At 68.4% G+C, this 17,464-nt stretch carries 21 protein-coding genes; 13 read left to right on the forward strand and 8 right to left on the reverse strand.

Annotated features, from left to right (window positions below):
• Positions 1–301 precede the first annotated feature (301 nt).
• The 7 genes from SBP02_RS06785 to SBP02_RS06815 all read left to right on the forward strand — a co-directional run bounded on the left by SBP02_RS06785 (position 302) and on the right by SBP02_RS06815 (position 7,963).
• Positions 302–1,102, forward strand: coding sequence for a PP2C family protein-serine/threonine phosphatase (locus SBP02_RS06785; RefSeq protein WP_369959663.1), 801 nt, complete (start codon positions 302–304; stop codon positions 1,100–1,102).
• Between the two features lie 8 nt (positions 1,103–1,110).
• A complete protein-coding gene (locus SBP02_RS06790) occupies positions 1,111–2,625 on the forward strand; it encodes a serine/threonine-protein kinase (RefSeq protein ID WP_318645634.1) in 1,515 nt (504 codons plus the stop codon).
• Positions 2,626–2,701: 76 nt separating this feature from the next.
• Positions 2,702–3,565, forward strand: coding sequence for an FHA domain-containing protein (locus tag SBP02_RS06795; protein WP_318645635.1), 864 nt, complete (start codon positions 2,702–2,704; stop codon positions 3,563–3,565).
• A 156-nt stretch (positions 3,566–3,721) separates the two neighbouring features.
• Positions 3,722–4,873 (forward strand): efflux RND transporter periplasmic adaptor subunit, encoded by a 1,152-nt coding sequence (locus SBP02_RS06800; RefSeq protein ID WP_318645636.1) that lies wholly within the window; start codon positions 3,722–3,724, stop codon positions 4,871–4,873.
• Positions 4,870–5,553, forward strand: coding sequence for an ABC transporter ATP-binding protein (locus SBP02_RS06805; RefSeq protein ID WP_318645637.1), 684 nt, complete (start codon positions 4,870–4,872; stop codon positions 5,551–5,553). The genes SBP02_RS06800 and SBP02_RS06805 overlap by 4 nt, the downstream gene beginning before the upstream one ends.
• Positions 5,553–6,767 carry an ABC transporter permease gene (locus tag SBP02_RS06810; protein WP_318645638.1) on the forward strand — a complete coding sequence of 405 codons (1,215 nt, stop codon included), beginning with the start codon at positions 5,553–5,555 and terminating at the stop codon, positions 6,765–6,767. The genes SBP02_RS06805 and SBP02_RS06810 overlap by 1 nt, the downstream gene beginning before the upstream one ends.
• Positions 6,767–7,963, forward strand: a complete 1,197-nt coding sequence (locus SBP02_RS06815) for an ABC transporter permease (protein WP_318645639.1) — start codon at positions 6,767–6,769, stop codon at positions 7,961–7,963. Before SBP02_RS06810 ends, SBP02_RS06815 begins: the two co-directional genes overlap by 1 nt.
• A 2-nt stretch (positions 7,964–7,965) precedes the next feature.
• Here SBP02_RS06815 and SBP02_RS06820 read toward each other — a convergent pair whose 3' ends face one another.
• Positions 7,966–8,208, reverse strand: a complete 243-nt coding sequence (locus tag SBP02_RS06820; protein ID WP_318645640.1) for a lipoprotein — start codon at positions 8,206–8,208, stop codon at positions 7,966–7,968.
• Positions 8,209–8,305: 97 nt separating this feature from the next.
• On the reverse strand, positions 8,306–8,884 hold the full coding sequence (locus SBP02_RS06825; protein WP_318645641.1) for a hypothetical protein: 579 nt from the start codon (positions 8,882–8,884) through the stop codon (positions 8,306–8,308).
• Between the two features lie 214 nt (positions 8,885–9,098).
• Between SBP02_RS06825 and SBP02_RS06830 the strand changes: the two genes are divergently transcribed.
• Entirely contained in the window at positions 9,099–9,431 is a 333-nt protein-coding gene (locus tag SBP02_RS06830) for a carboxymuconolactone decarboxylase family protein (protein WP_318645642.1), read from the forward strand.
• Positions 9,432–9,451: 20 nt separating this feature from the next.
• On the opposite strand, the gene SBP02_RS06835 is transcribed toward SBP02_RS06830, so the two are convergent.
• Both SBP02_RS06835 and SBP02_RS06840 read right to left on the reverse strand, forming a co-directional pair.
• Positions 9,452–10,153, reverse strand: coding sequence for a YebC/PmpR family DNA-binding transcriptional regulator (locus SBP02_RS06835; RefSeq protein ID WP_318645643.1), 702 nt, complete (start codon positions 10,151–10,153; stop codon positions 9,452–9,454).
• 167 nt (positions 10,154–10,320) lie between these two features.
• Positions 10,321–11,625: an MFS transporter gene (locus SBP02_RS06840; RefSeq protein ID WP_318645644.1), complete on the reverse strand. Its 1,305-nt coding sequence runs from the start codon at positions 11,623–11,625 to the stop codon at positions 10,321–10,323.
• A 113-nt stretch (positions 11,626–11,738) separates the two neighbouring features.
• Between SBP02_RS06840 and SBP02_RS06845 the strand changes: the two genes are divergently transcribed.
• The 3 genes from SBP02_RS06845 (at position 11,739) to SBP02_RS06855 (ending at position 13,853) form a co-directional block, all read left to right on the forward strand.
• On the forward strand, positions 11,739–12,170 hold the full coding sequence (locus SBP02_RS06845; RefSeq protein ID WP_318645645.1) for a universal stress protein: 432 nt from the start codon (positions 11,739–11,741) through the stop codon (positions 12,168–12,170).
• 207 nt (positions 12,171–12,377) lie between these two features.
• Positions 12,378–12,809 carry a universal stress protein gene (locus tag SBP02_RS06850; RefSeq protein ID WP_318645646.1) on the forward strand — a complete coding sequence of 144 codons (432 nt, stop codon included), beginning with the start codon at positions 12,378–12,380 and terminating at the stop codon, positions 12,807–12,809.
• Between the two features lie 120 nt (positions 12,810–12,929).
• On the forward strand, positions 12,930–13,853 hold the full coding sequence (locus tag SBP02_RS06855) for an EamA family transporter (protein ID WP_318645647.1): 924 nt from the start codon (positions 12,930–12,932) through the stop codon (positions 13,851–13,853).
• 119 nt (positions 13,854–13,972) lie between these two features.
• Here the strand turns inward: SBP02_RS06855 and SBP02_RS06860 are convergent, their stop codons facing one another.
• Positions 13,973–14,254, reverse strand: coding sequence for a peptidylprolyl isomerase (locus SBP02_RS06860; protein WP_318645649.1), 282 nt, complete (start codon positions 14,252–14,254; stop codon positions 13,973–13,975).
• Positions 14,255–14,430: 176 nt separating this feature from the next.
• Here SBP02_RS06860 and SBP02_RS06865 point away from each other — a divergent pair, with 176 nt between their 5' ends.
• Positions 14,431–14,772, forward strand: a complete 342-nt coding sequence (locus tag SBP02_RS06865; protein ID WP_318645650.1) for a hypothetical protein — start codon at positions 14,431–14,433, stop codon at positions 14,770–14,772.
• A 74-nt stretch (positions 14,773–14,846) separates the two neighbouring features.
• Here SBP02_RS06865 and SBP02_RS06870 read toward each other — a convergent pair whose 3' ends face one another.
• The 3 genes from SBP02_RS06870 to SBP02_RS06880 all read right to left on the reverse strand — a co-directional run bounded on the left by SBP02_RS06870 (position 14,847) and on the right by SBP02_RS06880 (position 16,302).
• On the reverse strand, positions 14,847–15,212 hold the full coding sequence (locus SBP02_RS06870) for a SpoIIAA family protein (protein ID WP_318645651.1): 366 nt from the start codon (positions 15,210–15,212) through the stop codon (positions 14,847–14,849).
• Positions 15,213–15,346: 134 nt separating this feature from the next.
• Positions 15,347–15,841, reverse strand: coding sequence for a PaaI family thioesterase (locus SBP02_RS06875; RefSeq protein ID WP_318645652.1), 495 nt, complete (start codon positions 15,839–15,841; stop codon positions 15,347–15,349).
• Between the two features lie 161 nt (positions 15,842–16,002).
• Positions 16,003–16,302 (reverse strand): hypothetical protein, encoded by a 300-nt coding sequence (locus tag SBP02_RS06880; protein WP_318645653.1) that lies wholly within the window; start codon positions 16,300–16,302, stop codon positions 16,003–16,005.
• 261 nt (positions 16,303–16,563) lie between these two features.
• Here SBP02_RS06880 and SBP02_RS06885 point away from each other — a divergent pair, with 261 nt between their 5' ends.
• The gene (locus SBP02_RS06885) at positions 16,564–17,415 is read left to right on the forward strand and encodes a CAP domain-containing protein (protein WP_318645654.1); all 852 of its coding nucleotides are present in this window, start codon (positions 16,564–16,566) and stop codon (positions 17,413–17,415) included.
• The last annotated feature ends 49 nt before the right edge of the window (positions 17,416–17,464 follow it).

Raw genomic sequence — 17,464 nt, forward strand, 5'->3', positions numbered from 1 at the left:
GGCTGAGCGGCTTCGATAAGGATGCAGAGCTTTTCCCCGGTCTGGCAAGAATAAAGTCTTGGCAAAGTGCTATCACCGCCTTCGAGGCTTATCTCGGTGAACCCGGCCGCCTGGCCCAGGGCCCCGTGGCGCCGCCAGTGCGGCAGGCGCGTGGGCCGGACGCCGCCGCCCGTTTTCGCTCGACTGGTTAACACTTCGCTGGAAAAAACGCCCGAGCCGATGACAGTTTCGCGGCACAGTCGCATCATGCGAGCAGTGGTCCTGACCCGGCCGCATGGCGCATGAGGTGAAAGCAGCAGGCATGTCGATGACCAGCAACCAACAGCCCCTGGTATATGCGGCGGCCACCGATGTCGGCCTGGTGCGCGGGCACAACGAGGACGCCCTGCTCTGTTGTCCGGAACTGGGCCTGTGGGCCGTCGCCGACGGCATGGGCGGGCATAGGCGGGGCGAGGTGGCCAGCGCCCTGGCGCTGCAGGCGCTGGCTGCGGCCTGTACGGCGGGCGAGGATTTGAGCGCCGCGGTGCATGCGGCCAATGCCGCCGTGCTGGCCGCCGCCGAGGCCGATGCCGAATGCCGTGGCATGGGCACCACGCTGGTCGCCGTGCGTTTCAGCGATAGCGATTTCCAGATCGCCTGGGTTGGCGACAGTCGCGCCTATCGCGTCGACGCCACCGCCATCGAGCGCCTGAGCCACGACCACAGCTGGGTCCAGGCGATGATCGACGCCGGCCAGATGAGCGAGGCCGAGGCGCGCTGCCATCCCCAGCGCGGGGTGATCTTCCAGTGCCTGGGACGTGAGGACCAGAGCCTGGAGATCGGCCTGGCGCGGGGGCGGCTGCGTGCGCACGAGCTGCTGCTGCTGTGCAGCGACGGCCTGAGCGGTGAGCTGGACGACGGGCAGATCCAGCAGCAGTGCGCCACCGCGGCTACCCTGGACGAACTGGTGGCGACCTTGATCGCTCAGGCCAACGGTCAAGGGGGCCATGACAATATTTCCTGCATCGTGCTGGGCTGCGCGCCGACCGAGCCGGGCCAAGCGCTTGCGACCACGGAGCCGCGCGGTTTGCTCAGCCGGCTGTTCAAACCGTTGAAAAGCTGATTGCCGTCATGACAGAAGATCTGCTCGAGATACCCGGTTACCGGGTTCATGGCCGCCTCGGCAAGGGCGGCATGGCCGAGGTCTACCTGGCCACCCAGTTGTCGTTGCAGCGCAAGGTCGCGGTGAAGGTGTTGCTCAGCAGCGCGGACCAGGCGTTCGGCCAGCGCTTCATCAAGGAAGGCCACCTGCTGGCCTCGCTGCATCACCCCTCGATCATCACCATCCATGACATCGACCGGCTCGCCGATGGCCGCCACTACCTGGCCATGGAGTTCGTTCCCGGCGGCGACCTGGCCCAGTACAAGGGCCAGCGCTTCGCCCCCGCCCAGGCGCTGCGCATCGTCCGGCAGATCGCCAGCGCCCTGGCCGTGGTCCACGACAGCGGCCTGGTGCACCGCGACATCAAGCCGGCCAACATCCTCTTTCGCGACGACGGCACCGCGGTGCTCAGCGATTTTGGCGTGGCCAAGCAGGTCACGTTCGATCAGGACCTCACCCAGGCCGGCATTGCCGTCGGCAGCCCGGCCTACAGCAGCCCGGAACAGGCGCAATGCCAGCCACTGGATGCGCGCAGCGACATCTACAGCCTCGGGGTGATCCTGCTGGAGATGCTCAGTGGCGATAACCCTTTTCGCGGCGCCAACTACACCCAGACCGTGATGAACCACCTGCAGATGGAGCCGCCGTCGCTGCCGTCTCCGCTGCAGCCCTATCAGTGGCTGCTCGCGCGCATGCTGGCCAAGGACCCGGACGAACGCTTCGCCGATTGCCGGGTGTTGCTGGCGAGCCTGGAGGAAGTGGCCCAAGAATCTGGCGACAGCAGTCTCAGTGCCCCGCTCGTGCGGCCGGACAGAGGCCGCCGCGGCGCGCCCATGGACGCCTGGCGCAAGCACCTGGCCTGGGCCGTGCTCGGCATGCTGCTGCTCGCCGGGGCGAGTGGGGCGGGCTACTACGGCTACCGCCAGGTGCAGTTGGGCGATTACCTGGCCCGCGCCGAGCAACGCCTGGGCGAGGGGCGCCTGCAGGAACCGGCCCAGGACAACGCCGACTACTGGTTCCGCCAGGCCCTGGCCCTGGATGAGGACAACGCCCAGGCCCTGGATGGCCTGCAGCGGGTGTTGCAGGCCCGCATCGCCGGCTACCTGGCGCTGGCCGATGAGCGCATCGCGGAGAACCGCCTGCTGCTGCCCGAGGATGACAGCGCGACCTTCTACTTCCGCCGCGTGCTCGCCTGGGAGCCGGACAACCTGCTCGCCCTGGCTGGCCTCAGCCGCGTGGTGCAGCGCTTCATCGAGCAGAGCGAGCGGGCCTATGACCGGCGCGAACATGCCTTGGCGCTGGAGTACATCAAGCACGGACTGGAAGTGGAGCCGGCCAACGAAACCCTGCTAAAACTCTATGACAACCATGAGCGACGCGTGCGCCTGGCCCAGGCTCCGCGCCGCCAGACGACCTCGGGCGCGGGCCGGCGGGACGGGCAGAACCCGATCAAGCGGCTGTGGAACAACATCTTCAACCCGTGACTACGTCGGGCCCGGTTGCCGCAGCTGCGGCGGTCCGGCCTGGCGTCCCCGTCTCATTCGCGAGGCAGTAGGCAACATGCTCAGAGTCCACTTCAGCGACAACCGCCAGGCGCCCATCTGGCTGACGGATGAGCGCTTCAGCATCGGCCAGGACAGCCGCAACGACCTGGTGCTGGACGACGCCCAGATCGCCGCTTTCCATGCCGAAGTGCGCCAGGACCATGGCTACTACTACCTCACCGACTACGGCAGCCAGACCGGCACCTTCGTCAACGACGAGCGTATCGGCGCGCGCTACCAGCTGCGGGCCAACGACCGGGTGCGCCTGGGCGCCCTGGAGCTGGTGCTGCTCGACCCGGCGCAGGCTCGGCCCCGGATCGAAACGGCGCCGCGCTGGTTCCTCCAGGTGATCAAGGGCGAGCACCAGGGCAAGAAGTTTCATGTCCACGGCTCCATGACCTTCGGCCGCTCGGTCAAGTGCGAACTGAGCTTCAGCGACCCGGAGCTGTCGCGCCGGCACTGCGAGTTCTTCCTCAAGGACGACGTGCTGGAGGTCAAGGACCTGGCCTCGGCCAACGGGGTACTGGTCAACCAGCAGAAGGTGTCGACGGCGGTGCTGCAGCCCGGCGACCAGGTGAAGATGGGCTCGGTGAGCCTGCTGGTGATCGGCCCCAAGGTCACGGTGGCGCCGGTCGAGGACGAGGATGCCACCCAGTTCGTGCGTGCCATCGATCTGCCCAAGCCGCTCACGAGCAAGCCCGCAGTGCCTCGGGCCGCGAGCCTCAACCCATTGCGTGCGGTGGCCCAGGCCAAGGCCGCCGAGACGCCCGTCGAGCCGCTCGGGGCGAAACAGCACGGGCTGTCCTCGACCGCTCTGGTGTTGCTGGTGCTCCTGCTGGTCGGGGTGGCCGCGGCCCTGGCTGCCAAGGCCCTGCTCTAGACCTCTCCGGGCGCCGAACCCTCCCCCAGTGGGCGGCTGCCCGGCGGCCTATCGAGACTAAGAACAATTATCAGGCGACCAACTGCAGAAAGGCGCCATTGAATCCGAGGGGGGCTGTCCTAGGCTCAGGATGACAGTGTCAAAATAGAGGCACACATGCGCAGTCTGTCGATAGGTCTTGTGGTTGTTGCCTGTTTTTTGGCAGTCGGCTGGTGGTGGGGGCGTCCCCAGCCCATGCCCGTGCAGTTGGTGGCGGTGGAGCGCGGACCGGTGGAGACCCTGGTGGCCAATACCCGCGCCGGCACCCTGAAGTCCTGCCGGCGTTCGCACCTGTCGTTCAATATCGGCGGCCAGGTCAGCGAGCTGCTGGTCGACGAGGGGCAGCGGGTCGAGGCGGGCCAGGTGCTGATGCGCCTGCGCCAGGATGATCGCCTGGCCCGGGTGCAGGAAGCCGAGGCGCGCCTGGAGGCCAAGCGCAACGCCCGCGAGCAATCCTGTCGTCAGGCCAAGCTCGATCAGCGCGACCTGCAGCGCCTGGAGCGCCTGGCCGCGCGCAAGCTGCTGGCCGCCGATCGCCTCGACCAGGCCGAGACCCGCGCCCGCCTGGCGCAACTGGCCTGTACCTCCAGCGCCGCGTCGATCCGCGAGGCCGATGCCAATCTGGCACTGCAACGTTCCTTGCTCGACCAGGCCAACCTGCGGGCGCCTTTCTCCGGCACGGTGGCGCAGATCAACGGTGAGCTGGGCGAGTACGTCACGCCCTCGCCGCCGGGCATCCCGACTCCGCCTGCGGTGGACCTGATCGACGACAGCTGCCTCTATGTGGACGCACCGATCGACGAGGTGGACGCCGGTCGCGTGCGCATCGGCATGCCGGTGCGCATCAGCCTGGACGCTTTCCGCGGGCGCACCTTCGCCGGCCAGGTGAGCCGCATCGCGCCCTTCGTCCGCGAATTGGAGAAGCAGGCGCGTACCGTCGATGTCGAGGTGCGCTTCGTCCAGCTGCCGGTGGATGTGACCCTGCTGACCGGCTACAGCGCCGATGTGGAAATCCTCCTGGAGCAGAGTGCCGGTGGCCTGCGCATCCCCACCGAGACCCTGTTGGAGGGGCGCCGGGTACTGCGCTACGACCCCGCGACCGGAATGCTGCGCGAGGTGGCCCTGAATACCGGGCTGGCCAACTGGCGCTGGACCGAGGTGCTCGGCGGCCTGCAGGAGGGCGAGCGGATCCTCGCCAGCCTCGACCAGGAAGGACTCGAGGACGGTATCGCGGTGATCTCGGCGGATCAGCCGGAGTCGCGGCGATGATCCGCCTGAGCGGTCTGACCCGCCGTTTCCAGGTGGGCGAGCAACCCGTGGTCGGCCTCGACGGGCTGGAGCTGGAGGTCGCCGCCGGCGACTACCTGGCGGTGATGGGGCCGTCCGGCTCGGGCAAGTCGACCCTGCTCAACATCCTCGGCCTGCTGGATGCCCCGGACGGCGGCGAATACTGGCTCAACGGCGAGGCCACGGCGGCGCTCAGCGAGGCGCGCCGCGCCGAGTTGCGCAGCCGCTGGATAGGTTTCGTGTTCCAGTCCTACCACCTGATTCCGCGCCTGAGCGTGCTGGAGAACATCGAGTTGCCGATGCTCCTGGCCGGCATCGAGGCGAAGCCGCGCCGTCAGCGCAGCCTCCAGCTGGCCGAGCGCCTGGGCCTGGCCGAGCGCCTGGGGCATCGCCCGGGCGAGCTGTCCGGCGGCCAGCGCCAGCGGGTGGCGATCGCCCGGGCCGTGGCCATGCAGCCGCAGCTGCTGCTGGCCGATGAGCCCACCGGCAACCTCGACAGCCACGCCGGCGAAGAGGTGTTCGCCCTGCTCGAGGCGCTCAATGCCGAGGGCCTGACCCTGATCGTGGTGACCCATGATGCCCGGCACGCGGCCCGCGCGCGGCGCCAGCTGCGCCTGTGCGACGGCCGCCGGGTTCACGAGGCTCAGCGGGAGCCGGCCTGATGCGCGCCGTCGATGCCGTGCAGCTGTGGCTCGGTGCCCTGCGCGGGCATCGCTCGCGCAGCCTGATGCTGCTGCTGGCGGTGGGCATCGGCGTGCTCGCGGTGGTCCTGCTCACCGGCCTGGGCGAGGGCGCGCGGGCCTTCGTGGTCCAGGAGTTCGCCAGCCTGGGGCGCAATACCCTGATCGTCCTGCCCGGACGCAACGAGACCACCGGCGGCATGCCGCCGATCACCGGTTTGTCGCCGCGTGAGCTGACCGCCGGCGACGCCCGCGCCATCGCTCGCCTGCCTCAGGTGCGGCGGGTCGCGCCGCAGCAGGCCGGCCAGCTGCAGGTCAGTGCCGGCAATCGCAGCCGCGAGGTCCTGGTCCTGGGCACCAGCCGCGACTTCTTCGCCATTCGCCAGCTGCGGGTGGCCCAGGGCCAGGCGCTGCCGCGGCTGGCCTACGGCGAGGCCGAGGCGGTCTGCGTGATCGGTGCCGGCCTGCGCCGCGAGCTGTTCGGTTCGGCGCCGGCCCTCGGCCAGTGGCTGCGCGCCGGCGACCGGCGCCTGCGGGTGATCGGTATCCTCGCGCCGCGCGGCGAGTCCTTCGGCATGGACTTCAACGAGATGCTGATCATGCCGCTGGCCAACGCCCAGGCGCTGTTCAACCGCGAGGGCCTGCTGCGCGCGTTCGTCGAGATTCGCGGACCAAGCTTCCTGGCCAGCAGCCGCGCGCAGATCCTCGCCACCCTGCGCGCCCGTCACGGCGGCGAGGAGGATGTCACCCTGATCAGCCAGGGCAGCCTGCTTGGCGCCTTCGACGACATCCTCGCGACCCTGACCCTGGCCCTCGCCGGGGTCGCCGCCATCAGCCTGCTGGTGGCCGGCATCCTGGTCATGAACGTCACCTGGATCTCGGTCAGCCAGCGCACCGCCGAGATTGGCCTGCTCAAGGCCATAGGGGCGACGGCCGGGCAGGTGCGCCTGCTGTTTCTCGGCGAGGCGGCGTTGCTGGCCCTGGGCGGGGCCCTGGCCGGCCTGCTGCTCGGCGAGGCGCTGCTGTGGGGCGCGCGCCTGCTGCTGCAGCTGCCGCTTTACGCGCCCTGGTGGGCGCGGCTCGGGGCCTTGGCCCTGGCGCTGGCCAGTGCATTGCTGTTCGCCTGGCTACCGGCGAGTCGCGGCGCCGCCATGGCCCCGGTGGCGGCCCTGCAGCCATTGGCAGGGGGGCACTGATGCAGTTTCACGATGGCCTCAAACTGACCGGCTCGGCCCTGCTCAGCCGGCCGCTGCGCAGCCTGTTGACCCTGCTGGGCGTGGCCATCGGCATCGCCGCGGTGGCGTTGCTCACCGCCATCGGCGAGGGCTTGCGCGGTTATGTGCAGGAGAACTTCGCCCAGTTCGGCACGCGCAACCTGACCATTCGCCCGGGGCGGAGCCAGACCGCCGGCCTCGGCGGCCTGCTCGGCAGCGTGCGCCCCCTGAGCATTGCCGATGCCGATGCGCTGCGCCGCCTGCCCCATGTCGAGGCGGTGGTGCCGATCATCCAGGGGCATGGCGATGTGCAGTACGGCCGCCTCGATCGGCGCATCGGCATCCTCGGCAGCGGTCACCAGATGGCCCAGGCCTGGCGCTTCCGGCTGGCCATGGGCGAATTCCTCCCGGAGCCGCGCGACGGCCGTTCGCCGCCCTACGTGGTGCTCGGCCATACCCTGCACGAGGAGCTGTTCGGCGATGCCAATCCGCTGGGACAGCGGGTCCGGGTCGGCGGCATGCGCTTTCGGGTGATCGGGGTGATGGAGGAGAAGGGCCGTCTGCTCGGTTTCGACATCGACGACATCGCCTACATCCCGGTGGACTGGGCGCAGCGCCTGTTCAACCGCGATGGCCTGGCCAAGATCAACCTGGTGTTCAATGGCGGCACCCGTGCGGTGACGCTCGGCGAGCGGGTGCGCCGGGTGCTGATCGAGCGCCATGGGGTCGAGGACTTCAGCCTCACCACCCAGGACGACATGCTGCGCAGCCTCGACCGCATTCTCGCCATTCTTAGCCTGGCCATCGGCGCCCTCGGCGGCATCTCGCTGCTGGTCGGGGCGGTGGGCATCCTCACCATCATGACCACCACGGTGGGCGAGCGCGCCGCGGAGATCGGCCTGCTGCGCGCCATCGGCGCCACGCCGCGCCAGGTGCTGGGCCTGTTCCTCGGCGAGGCGCTGCTGCTATCGCTGCTCGGCGGTGTGCTGGGGCTGTTGCTGATGGGGATGCTGCTGGGGGGCTTGCATCTGCTGGTGCCCGGCCTGCCGCTCAGCCTGCAGCCGCTGTTCCTGTTGCTGGCATTGCTGCTGGCCGGACTGATCGGCGTACTCGCCGGCATCGCCCCGGCACGGCGGGCGGCGCGCCTGCAGCCGGTGGAGGCGCTGCACTGCGAGTAGGTTCAGCCACGTTTCGGCTGTGCCTGGGGCGGCGCAGCGAGGGCGCGGCCCGCTCGCGGCTTGGGTTCGAGCAGGGCGCGGCGAATCTTCTCGTAGTCCTCGTAGGGCAGGCCGCTGCGGCTGAGCAGTTCGAGGGAGAATTGCCTGATTTCGGCGTCGCTGTAGGGGCGCTCGTCGGCTGCCCGCGGCGTGGCGCAGCCGGCCAGGGTGAGGGCGAGCAGGGCGAGGGCAATCGGGCGTTTCATCGGGGTACCTATGGGCGGCGGTAACGGCATGCCCACAGGTTAGGGGTCGATGGGGCCGGGTAGAAATCATTCGCCCCGATAGTGGCTATCGGCGGCCTCACTCCAGCGATGGCGAGGCCGGGGTGCCGATGCGGCCGAACGGCGCATTGGGCAGGCCGGTTTCCACGGCCATCAAGGGCGAGTTGTTGACCCATACATCGTCGATCACGATGGTCTTGCCGATGTCGTCGCTGTCCGCCGCCACCAGCAGGTAGTAGGTCGCGTCTTCCGGCGCCTCGCCGTCCCAGCCGAGGCTCATCCGGCCGACGCCGGCCGAGGCCTGGCTGGCGATCACCGCGCCGTTGGCGTCCAGCAGCAGGGCCCGAGGCTTCAGGGCGAACTTGTCGATACCCAGGCAGGTGTCCTGGCACGGCGAGCTGACGCCGAGGCGATAGCGCTCGCCCTTGTTCAGGTGCAGGGCATAGACCCGGTAATTGGACAGCGAGCTGCCGTAGGCCATGGACGGCTGGCCGGTTCTGACCGGCAGGGGAATCGCCTCGGCGTTGTGGATGGCCTCCAGGGTACTGGTGACGAGGGGGGCCTTGTCCGCATCTGCCGAGTGCGGCTGGTGCGCCTGCTGGGTGCCGGCGCAGGCGCCCAGCAGCAGGCAAGCGCCCAGGGTGAAAAGCTTGTGCACGGTGAATCTCCTGTATGAACAACGTCCTTGTAAGCGTGCCGTGTCTTGCGATACGTCAGCCGGCCATTCTAGCCGTTTTTTCCGCCGCTTAATGTGACGGCGGCCTTGTGTCGCTCCATTTTTGGGATGAGCCAGGGGCATCGTCGTGGTGGACGGCTACCCTGTAAGAGACCCATTCGAGCCGGCGCGGTGCGCCCACAACCGGGAGACCCCTATGGAGAGGCACAAGAAACTCGAGACCTATGGTCGCTTCAAGCAGCAGCATCCGGACTACTTCGCCGCTGTGGAGGCGCTCGGCGCGGCGGTGCGCGAGGCCGGCCCGCTGGACGAGCGCCAAGTGCAGCTGGTGCAGCTCGGCGCAGCGGCGGCGATCCGCTCCGAGGGCGCCGTGCACAGCCATGCCCGGCGGGCACTGGAGGCGGGGGCGAGTCCGGAGCAGGTCCGTCACGCTCTGCTGGCGCTCACCAGCACCATCGGCTTTCCGACGGTGATTGCAGCCCTGAGCTGGGCCGAGGAGGTGATGGGCGGCCGAGCCCCGCAGCCTTAGTCCGCGGGGCAGGGAGGGCCTTAGCCGGCCAGGCCGACGTAGACGTTCTGCACGTCGTCGTGACCGTCGATGGCCTCGAGGAAGGCCTCGACTTCTTCCCGCTGCTCGGGCGTCAGGTTGGTCACCGGGTTCTTCGGGCGATAGCCCAGGTGCGCCGAGTTGACGGTGAAACCCTGCTCCGGCAGGGCGCGGCTGACGGCGTCCAGGTCGGTCGGGTCGGTGATGAACAGGCTGTTGTCGTCATCGGCGACATCGAAGTCCTGGGCACCGGCCTCGATCGCCGCCAGCTCCGGGTCGGCGCCGCTGTCGCTGGAGGCCTCGATCAGGCCGACGTGGTCGAAATCCCAGGCCACCGAGCCGGAGGCGCCGAGTTGGCCCTTGCGGAACAGCACGCGGATCTCGGCCACGGTGCGGTTGACGTTGTCGGTCAGGCACTCGACGATCACCGGCACCTGGTGCGGGGCGAAGCCTTCGTAGGTGGTGCGCTCGAAGTTGACGGTCTCGCCGGTCAGGCCCGCGCCTTTCTTGATCGCCCGCTCCAGGGTTTCCTTGGGCATCGAGGCTTTCTTGGCCTGGTGCACGGCCAGGCGCAGCTTGGGGTTCATGTCCGGGTCGGCGCCGTTGCGCGCGGCGATCATGATTTCTTTCACCAGCCGGCCGAAGATCTTGCCTCTGGCGTTGGCGGCGGCTTCTTTAGGTTTGGCTTTCCACTGAGCGCCCATGCGGTTCTCTCGGTCTGTGCGGTCGTAATGGCGCGCGTGCCGGCGGCGATGGCGGACAGGCAGGCGCAGGTCAGGCGCGGATTTTAGTCGCTCCGCCGGCCGCTGGCACCCCTCAAGTTTCAGGTGGCCGACGATCACCCGCTGGCGTTGAGTCTCCATCCACCGCTTCACTCGACTTCCGGCAGGCCCAGCGCCATCAGCGCGCCCAGGGCGCCGAGCAGCGACAGCAGGAGGATGATCTGGCTGACCGCCAGCACCGCACCGAGGGCGCCGGCGAAACCCAGCAACAGCAGGATCACCCCGATCAGGCTGTTGCTGACGGCCACATAGTCCGTGCGGCGATTGCCCTGGGCCAGGTCCACCACATAGGTCTTGCGGCCGATGCGCACGCCCTGGTGGGCGATGCTCAGGCCGAAGTACAGCGCCGGCAGCGTCCAGCCGAGGGCCAGCCAGCCCGGTCGCAGGCTATCGAGCAGATAGACCAGCAGGCCCAGGGTTGCCGTCAGCACGGCGGCGAGCATCATCACCCGGCGGCTGGAGAGGTCGGCGAAGCGGCCCCAGAGCGGCGCCGAGAGCAGGCTCGCGGCGCCGCTGGCGAGCATGAACAGCCCCAGCGTCGCCGCGGCCGAGCCGAGCCTCTGTTGTGCCAGCACCACGTAGTAGGGTGCGGTCAGGGCCGAGCAGAGCAGCAGCGCGCGGGTGATGACGAAGCGCCGGAAGGGGGCGTCGCGGCGCAGGATGCCAAGGCGCTTTACGGCCTCGACCAGCGCATTGCCGCCGCCCTCGGTCTCTCCCGGTAATTCGCGGATGCGCGCGTAGATCGTCGCGGCGATCAGCCATAACAGTCCGGCTCCGGCCAGCAGCAGACCATAGGCCTGGGGCGGCAGCCGCTCGGCGCCGCTCAACAGCAACAGCAGCGCCAGGCCGACGGTGACCAGGCCGGCGCTGCTGGCCGACCAGCCATTGACCTGGCCGCGGCGGGTCTTGGGGATGGTCTTGCCGAGCACGTCCTTGGCCGCCACCGAACTCAGACCGCGGGCCAGGCTGAACAGCACCAGCAGGCCGATGATCGCCCAGCCCGCCGCCGCACCCTCCAGCGACCAGGTCACCAGGCCGATTGCGCCGATGGCCAGGGCCTGCACCAGGCTGCCGATGACCCACACCCACTTGCGTACGGGCACCGCACGGATATAGCTGGCGATCAGCAGCTGGGGAATCAGCGAACCGGATTCGCGGATCGGCACCAGAAAACCGATCAGATAGAGCGGCGCCTGCAGCGTCTCCATGACCCAGGGCAGTACCACCTTGGGGTTGGCCAGGGCGTCGCCCAGCTTGCTGAAGAAGTGGCTGAGGATCAGCACCAGGAAGTTGCCGGGCACCTCGCGGCAGGCCTCTTCGCGGATGTCGGTGCAGACCCGCGCATCCTCCTCGTTGACCAGCTTGGTGTAGATCTCGTCGCTGAGCCTGGGCATGTGGGGGCGATCTCCTGCGTTATGGCCCTGCGCAAGCCTAGGTCAAGACGGACGCCGGCGGCGACCGTGGGCCCTGGACTATGCTTGTCGTGGAGCGGCAGAGGAGAGGCGTGATGCGCACCATATTGCTGGCATTCGATGGCTCGGACAGCTCGAAGCGCGCGGTGGAGTACGTGGTTGAATTCGTCCGTTTCCATGGGGCGAAGCTGCAGGTGCACCTGATCAATGTGCAGCACGAGCCCCTGCTGTACGGCGAGTACGTGACCAGCGAATTCGTCGAACAGTTGCAGCAGTCGCTGTTGGCGGCCGCGGCCCAGGCCCTGGAGTGGCCGGCCGACCAGCTGCAGGAAGCGGGCATCGCCCACAAGTGCCACACTGCCCTGGGCAACGTGGCCGAGCAGGTCAGCGATGCGGTCAAGCAGCTGCAGTGCGACACCGTGGTGATGGGCACCCGTGGCCTGGGCACCTTCACCGGCCTGCTGCTGGGCTCGGTGGCCACCCGGGTGATTCACGAGGTGGACGTGCCGGTGGTACTGGTCAAGTAGCGCGCCAGGCCGCCGCCGGCCCAGGACGGCGATCCACTCGGCCTTGCGCCAGGCGCAGGCGTGGTCTGCCCCGTCGCTCATCGGCGCCGGCCCGCCCTGAAAGGCCGATGTCCCAGCTGCAGCCCCAGGCGGCTCGACGAGAATGACGTCGCTGCGCGCCGGGCAGGGCTATCTAGGCTTTCACTATGTCGGCAGAGGAGACTCGCCATGCGCAAGGTATTGGTGGCATTCGACGGCTCGGACAGTTCCAAGCGGGCCCTGCAATACGTGATCGATTTCGCCCGGATGCATAAGGCGGAGCTCGAGGTACACCTGCTCAATGTCCAGCATGAGGCGGTGCTGTACGGCGAGTACGTCAATGACGAGATGATCGCCAACATGCGTCGGTCGCAGCAGGAACAGGCCCGCGAACTGCTGACATGGCCGGCCGAACAGCTCGAGGCTGCAGGCATGACCTGCCAGAAGCATACGGCCCTGGGCAACGTGGCCGAGCAGGTGGGTATCGCCGTCAAGCAGTTGCAGTGCGACACCGTGGTGATGGGCACCCGCGGCCTGGGTAGCTTCACCGGCCTGTTGCTCGGCTCGGTGGCCACCCGGGTGATTCATGAGGTGCCGGTGCCGGTGCTGCTGGTGAAGTAAAGGTTCCCGGCGCGCGTCGCCGTGGGGATCGACTGTGCGCCCGTATTTCCGGGCGACTGTAAGTGGGCAGGCGTCGGCGCGGCTGTTCTAATGGCGGCTCATCCGTCAGGGGAGTCGGCGATGTCACCCAAGGATCTGCTGCTGGCGCTGGTCGTGATCATCGTCTGGGGCCTGAATTTCGTGGTGATCAAGGTCGGCCTGCACGACATGCCGCCCATGCTGCTGGGTGCGCTGCGCTTCATGCTGGCGGCCTTCCCGGCGGTGCTGTTGGTCAGGCGTCCGCAAATGCCGTTGCGCTGGTTGCTGGCCTACGGCCTGACCATCTCGCTTGGTCAGTTCGCCTTCCTGTTCTCCGCCATGGCAGTGGGCATGCCGGCTGGGCTGGCCTCGGTGGTGCTGCAGTCCCAGGCCTTCTTCACCCTGTTCTTCGCCGTGCTGCTGCTCGGGGAGCGGTTGCGCGTGAGCAACCTGCTGGGCCTGCTGGTGGCAGCGGGAGGCCTACTGCTGATCGCCACCCAGGACGATCTGAGCATGACCCTCGCCGGCTTCGTCCTGACCCTCTGCGCCGCTTCGATGTGGGCGCTGGGCAATATCGTCACGCGCAAGGTTGGCAAGGTGAACCTGATGGGCCTGGTGGTCTGGGGCAGCCTGGTGCCGCCGCTGCCGTTCCTGGCGCTGTCCTGGTGGTTGGAGGGCCCGCAGGTGATGGCCACGGCGCTGCGTGGCATGGGCCTGGACTCGATCCTGGTGCTGGTCTACCTGGCCTTCGGTGCGACCCTGCTCGGCTACGGCCTGTGGAGCCGGCTGTTGTCGCGCTACCTGGCCAGCCAGGTGGCGCCTTTCTCGCTGCTGGTGCCGGTGGTCGGGCTGAGTTCCTCGGCCATGCTGCTGGGCGAGCGTCTCGGCTCGCAGCAGATGCTCGGTGCGCTGCTGGTGATGTTCGGGTTGTTGATCAATGTCTGGGGCGGCTGGCTGGTCAGCAAGCTGCGCCTGCTTGGAGCGGGGCTGCCGCGGCTGATCGATGAGGGGAGTCGGAAGCCCTGAGCGGGCGCTTCGGCCCTTGCTCGGGGCCACAGGCTGGCATCCCTATGGGGCGAGAAGCAGGCAGTGCCGCGTGCCCCACTGGCCCCGGGCTCCGGGCGGAACGCGGGGCCGGTTCGGCATCAGTCCTGGCGGCTGGTGACTTCCAGCAGGTGGTAGCCGAACTGGGTCTTCACCGGACCCTGTACGACATTCAGCGGCGCGCTGAACACCACGGTGTCGAATTCCTTGACCATCTGGCCCGGGCCGAACGAGCCGAGGTCGCCGCCGTTGCGGCCGGACGGGCAGGTGGAGTTGTCTTTGGCGACCTGGGCGAAGTCGGCGCCGGCTTCGATGGTGGCTTTCAGTTCGTTGCACTTGGCTTCGCTGGCAACCAGGATGTGACGGGCAGTGGCTCGGGCCATGGGGAGTTACTCCTAACAAAGAAGCTGCTGAGCCTACCGCAATCGGTCGGCGAGTCAAACGTCGAGCAGGCCTGGGCCGGCACCTTGCCTCACCAGGTGGCGGGAGCAACGTTCCCGTGTGGGTTGTCTAAAATTGCCAGGAGGGCGAGACAGCGCCCAGTTCAGGAGGTCTAGCCATGAATACCCTGACCATCGAGGGCTGGTGCAAAGCCAGCGGCGCCAAGAAATCCACGCCGATGGGGCAATTCCATTTCCGCGTCAACGAACCCGACCATGTGCGTCTGGAGCAGGCCGAAGAGCGTCTGCAGCAGACCCATGAGCCCGAGGCCATGCTCGATGTCGACATGAGTACCATGGAGCTGGTCACCCCCGAGGAGTGCGGCCCGCTGTCCGATTGCAAGTTGCGTGTCTACCTGAGCGCCGGTGACGAGCGCGGCCAGTTCCACCTGGTCGGCCACCGGGCGAGTGACGGCAGCCTGGTGTACACCAATGCGGTGATGATCGACCAGCTGGGCTAGGCCCGCGGCCTGGCGAGCCTGGTTCCGCCCGCCGTAGCAGGGTGGCCGTTGGCGCGGCTACCCTGCTGCGCGCTCTAGTCTTGCAGCCACGCCTGGGCCTCGGCCTCCTGGGTCGAGTCGAATGCCTTGATCGTCAGGCCGGGGATCAGGATGCCTTCGGCTTCGCTGGCCTTCCTCAGCCATTGCTGGTCGGCCACCACCGCCACGCGGTCGAAGCGCCTGACCAGGCGGAACAGCTGCGGAATACGCGATAGCTCGACGGCCATCGCCGCCTGGGTCGGCAGTTCGAATGCGCCGATTCGGTAGAGCATCCGGCCATGCTCGATGCCGTCTGACTGCTGGGTCAGCTCATCCAGTGCGACGCGCATTTCGTCGCGGTCGAGCTTGCCGGAAAGGTCCACGTCGATGCGGTTCTCGCCATTGCGCATTACCCGGAACATAGCCACTCCTCCACGTTGAGGTGTGACATTCAGGATACGCCCACTGCCGGCCCAGGTTAATGGCCAACCTGGGGGCGGGTTCGGCAGCCCGGCGGGGCGTGACCATCAGCAGCCAGGCGCCGTGCCGCTGCGGATCAGGCTTCGCGACCATGGGCCGCGGCCCGCAGCTGCTCGGTGTCGACGCGCACGAAGGTCGAGTCGCCCACGGCGGTCAGCACGTCGTCGGCATACACCTCGCAGACCACCCGACACTTGCGTCCGACCTCGCCCTCGACCCGGGCGCGCAGGGTCAGGGGCACGCCCATCGGCGTCGGCTTGATGTACTTGATGCCGAGGTTGCCGGTGACGCAGTCGATGCGCGGCAGGCTGCCGGCCTCGCGGTTTTCCGCGCGGTAGTGGTAGGCCATGGCCGTCCAGTTCGAGTGGCAGTCCACCAGCATGGCGATCAGCCCGCCGTAGACCAGGCCGGGCCAGCCGCAGTACTTGTCGTCGGGCAGGTGCTCGGCGATGACGTGCACGCCGTCCTCATGCCAATGACTCTTGACGTGCAGGCCGTGGGGGTTGCGGCCGCCGCAGCCGTAACAGACACCTTCCGGTGCGGCCAGATCTTGGAGGGGGGCATCGTGCATGGTGCAGCCTTGTCCTGGAATGTGGCCCTCCAGCCTAGCGGCTTTCGTCGCGGAACTGAACCAGGCTCAGGGGAGCAGGGCATGCCCCGGCCAGCGGTGGCCGAGGCGCTGCGCCTGGCCACAAAAGGCATCGAGCGAAGGGACGCTCTCGGGGCGAGCCGTTACTTGACCGTATCCAGGCGCTGGTCGGTGAACACGCAGAGCACTCCGGCCTTGTTGTGCATCACCTGATGGTTGAAGTCGCAGTAGGCCGCCGCCACGCTCAGGGCCATCTGCTCGGTGATCGGCTGGCCGTTCTCCGGGCGGAACCAGGCCATCTGCCCGGCCGTGCAGCGTTGCGCCTGGGGATCGGTGTTGTAGGTGCACAGGCCGGTCTGGTCGATGGGGGGGGCATCGTTGAAGCAGGCGGACAGGGACAGGGCGGCGGTGGCCAGCAGAAGCAGGCGGACGAAGAGGCGCATGGCAGGGTATCCCGACTATGGAGGAATGGGTGGGGGTTAGTGCCGGGAATGCGGCGAAGGTTCCCCGGCCCGCGGGCCAATCGCTGCCGCGGGGGGCAGTGGCTGGAGAAGCGTAGGGCATTTACCGGCCACTGGCTGTACGGGCCAATACCGCTAGGGTGATATAGAGAATGTCGCTCGCGCTGCCAGGCGGGGCGGTGTATTAAAGGGCGCCGGTTCATTGGGTTCATCATGCGCGCCGCCAGGTCCAGGGAGTTTGCCATGCGTGTCAGGTCATCCGTTGTGCGTTTCACTCTGTTGGCGCTGGGGCTGCTGGTAGCCGCCGCGGCCGGCGCGAGCGAGGAGGCGCGGTTGGTCGAGTCGATCAACGCCTATCGCGGTGAGGCGCAGCGCTGTGCGGGCCAAGCCTCCGCGGTGCTGCCGCCGTTGCTGGCCGAGCCGCGCCTGGTCCTCTCGGCCAGCGGCGGCGAGGACCTGCAGCAGGCCCTGACCCGCACGGCCTATCCGCTGGTCAGTGCCCAGGCCATCAGCCTGTCCGGGCCGCGCGACGCACAGGCGGCCATGGCGGTGCTGCGACAAAGCTACTGCCAGGTCGTGCTGGACCCGCAGTTCGTCGACATCGGCGTGAGCCACGCCGGGCGCGACTGGCGCATCGTGCTGGCACGGCCGCTGCTCAGCGGCAAGCTGGGGGACTGGCAGGCCGAAGGGCAGCAGCTGCTCGAGCGGCTCAACGCCGCCCGCGCGCAGCCCCGCCAGTGCGGTGCCCAGACCTTCGCCGCCGCACCACCCTTGGCCTGGAACCGTGAACTGGCAACGGCCGCCGAGGAGCACAGCCGGGCCATGGCCAACGGCAACTTCTTCGCCCACCGCGGTCGCGACGGCCGCACCCCGGGTGACCGGGCAGAGCTGGCCGGCTACAACGCCCGGCAGATCGGCGAGAACATCGCCGCCGGGGTGGACGCCCCCGCCAAGGTGGTCGATGGCTGGCTGGCCAGCCCAGGCCACTGCGCCACCCTGATGAACCCGCAGTTCCGCGACCTGGGCGCGGCCTACGCGGTCGACCCCAAGAGCGATGCGGGCATCTACTGGACAGCGCTGTTCGGCACGCCTTGAGCCTGCGCAGGTTATCCGCCGGTCGAGCGCGGCAGCTCGCCATCGGGCA

It is taken from the genome of Pseudomonas benzenivorans (assembly GCF_033547155.1).
In the GTDB taxonomy this organism is placed as follows: Bacteria; Pseudomonadota; Gammaproteobacteria; order Pseudomonadales; family Pseudomonadaceae; genus Aquipseudomonas; species Aquipseudomonas benzenivorans_B.

Excerpts from the sequence above, each read along its gene's own strand:
- SBP02_RS06810 (WP_318645638.1), top strand. The coding sequence starts at position 5,553 with ATGCGCGCCGTCGATGCCGTGCAGCTGTGGCTCGGTGCCCTGCGCGGG.
- SBP02_RS06850 (WP_318645646.1), top strand. The coding sequence starts at position 12,378 with ATGCGCAAGGTATTGGTGGCATTCGACGGCTCGGACAGTTCCAAGCGG.
- SBP02_RS06875 (WP_318645652.1), bottom strand. The coding sequence starts at position 15,841 with ATGCACGATGCCCCCCTCCAAGATCTGGCCGCACCGGAAGGTGTCTGT.
- SBP02_RS06835 (WP_318645643.1), bottom strand. The coding sequence starts at position 10,153 with ATGGGCGCTCAGTGGAAAGCCAAACCTAAAGAAGCCGCCGCCAACGCC.
- SBP02_RS06820 (WP_318645640.1), bottom strand. The coding sequence starts at position 8,208 with ATGAAACGCCCGATTGCCCTCGCCCTGCTCGCCCTCACCCTGGCCGGC.
- SBP02_RS06865 (WP_318645650.1), top strand. The coding sequence starts at position 14,431 with ATGAATACCCTGACCATCGAGGGCTGGTGCAAAGCCAGCGGCGCCAAG.
- SBP02_RS06790 (WP_318645634.1), top strand. The coding sequence starts at position 1,111 with ATGACAGAAGATCTGCTCGAGATACCCGGTTACCGGGTTCATGGCCGC.
- SBP02_RS06880 (WP_318645653.1), bottom strand. The coding sequence starts at position 16,302 with ATGCGCCTCTTCGTCCGCCTGCTTCTGCTGGCCACCGCCGCCCTGTCC.
- SBP02_RS06830 (WP_318645642.1), top strand. The coding sequence starts at position 9,099 with ATGGAGAGGCACAAGAAACTCGAGACCTATGGTCGCTTCAAGCAGCAG.
- SBP02_RS06870 (WP_318645651.1), bottom strand. The coding sequence starts at position 15,212 with ATGTTCCGGGTAATGCGCAATGGCGAGAACCGCATCGACGTGGACCTT.
- SBP02_RS06885 (WP_318645654.1), top strand. The coding sequence starts at position 16,564 with ATGCGTGTCAGGTCATCCGTTGTGCGTTTCACTCTGTTGGCGCTGGGG.
- SBP02_RS06785 (WP_369959663.1), top strand. The coding sequence starts at position 302 with ATGTCGATGACCAGCAACCAACAGCCCCTGGTATATGCGGCGGCCACC.
- SBP02_RS06795 (WP_318645635.1), top strand. The coding sequence starts at position 2,702 with ATGCTCAGAGTCCACTTCAGCGACAACCGCCAGGCGCCCATCTGGCTG.
- SBP02_RS06840 (WP_318645644.1), bottom strand. The coding sequence starts at position 11,625 with ATGCCCAGGCTCAGCGACGAGATCTACACCAAGCTGGTCAACGAGGAG.
- SBP02_RS06800 (WP_318645636.1), top strand. The coding sequence starts at position 3,722 with ATGCGCAGTCTGTCGATAGGTCTTGTGGTTGTTGCCTGTTTTTTGGCA.
- SBP02_RS06805 (WP_318645637.1), top strand. The coding sequence starts at position 4,870 with ATGATCCGCCTGAGCGGTCTGACCCGCCGTTTCCAGGTGGGCGAGCAA.
- SBP02_RS06815 (WP_318645639.1), top strand. The coding sequence starts at position 6,767 with ATGCAGTTTCACGATGGCCTCAAACTGACCGGCTCGGCCCTGCTCAGC.
- SBP02_RS06855 (WP_318645647.1), top strand. The coding sequence starts at position 12,930 with ATGTCACCCAAGGATCTGCTGCTGGCGCTGGTCGTGATCATCGTCTGG.
- SBP02_RS06845 (WP_318645645.1), top strand. The coding sequence starts at position 11,739 with ATGCGCACCATATTGCTGGCATTCGATGGCTCGGACAGCTCGAAGCGC.
- SBP02_RS06860 (WP_318645649.1), bottom strand. The coding sequence starts at position 14,254 with ATGGCCCGAGCCACTGCCCGTCACATCCTGGTTGCCAGCGAAGCCAAG.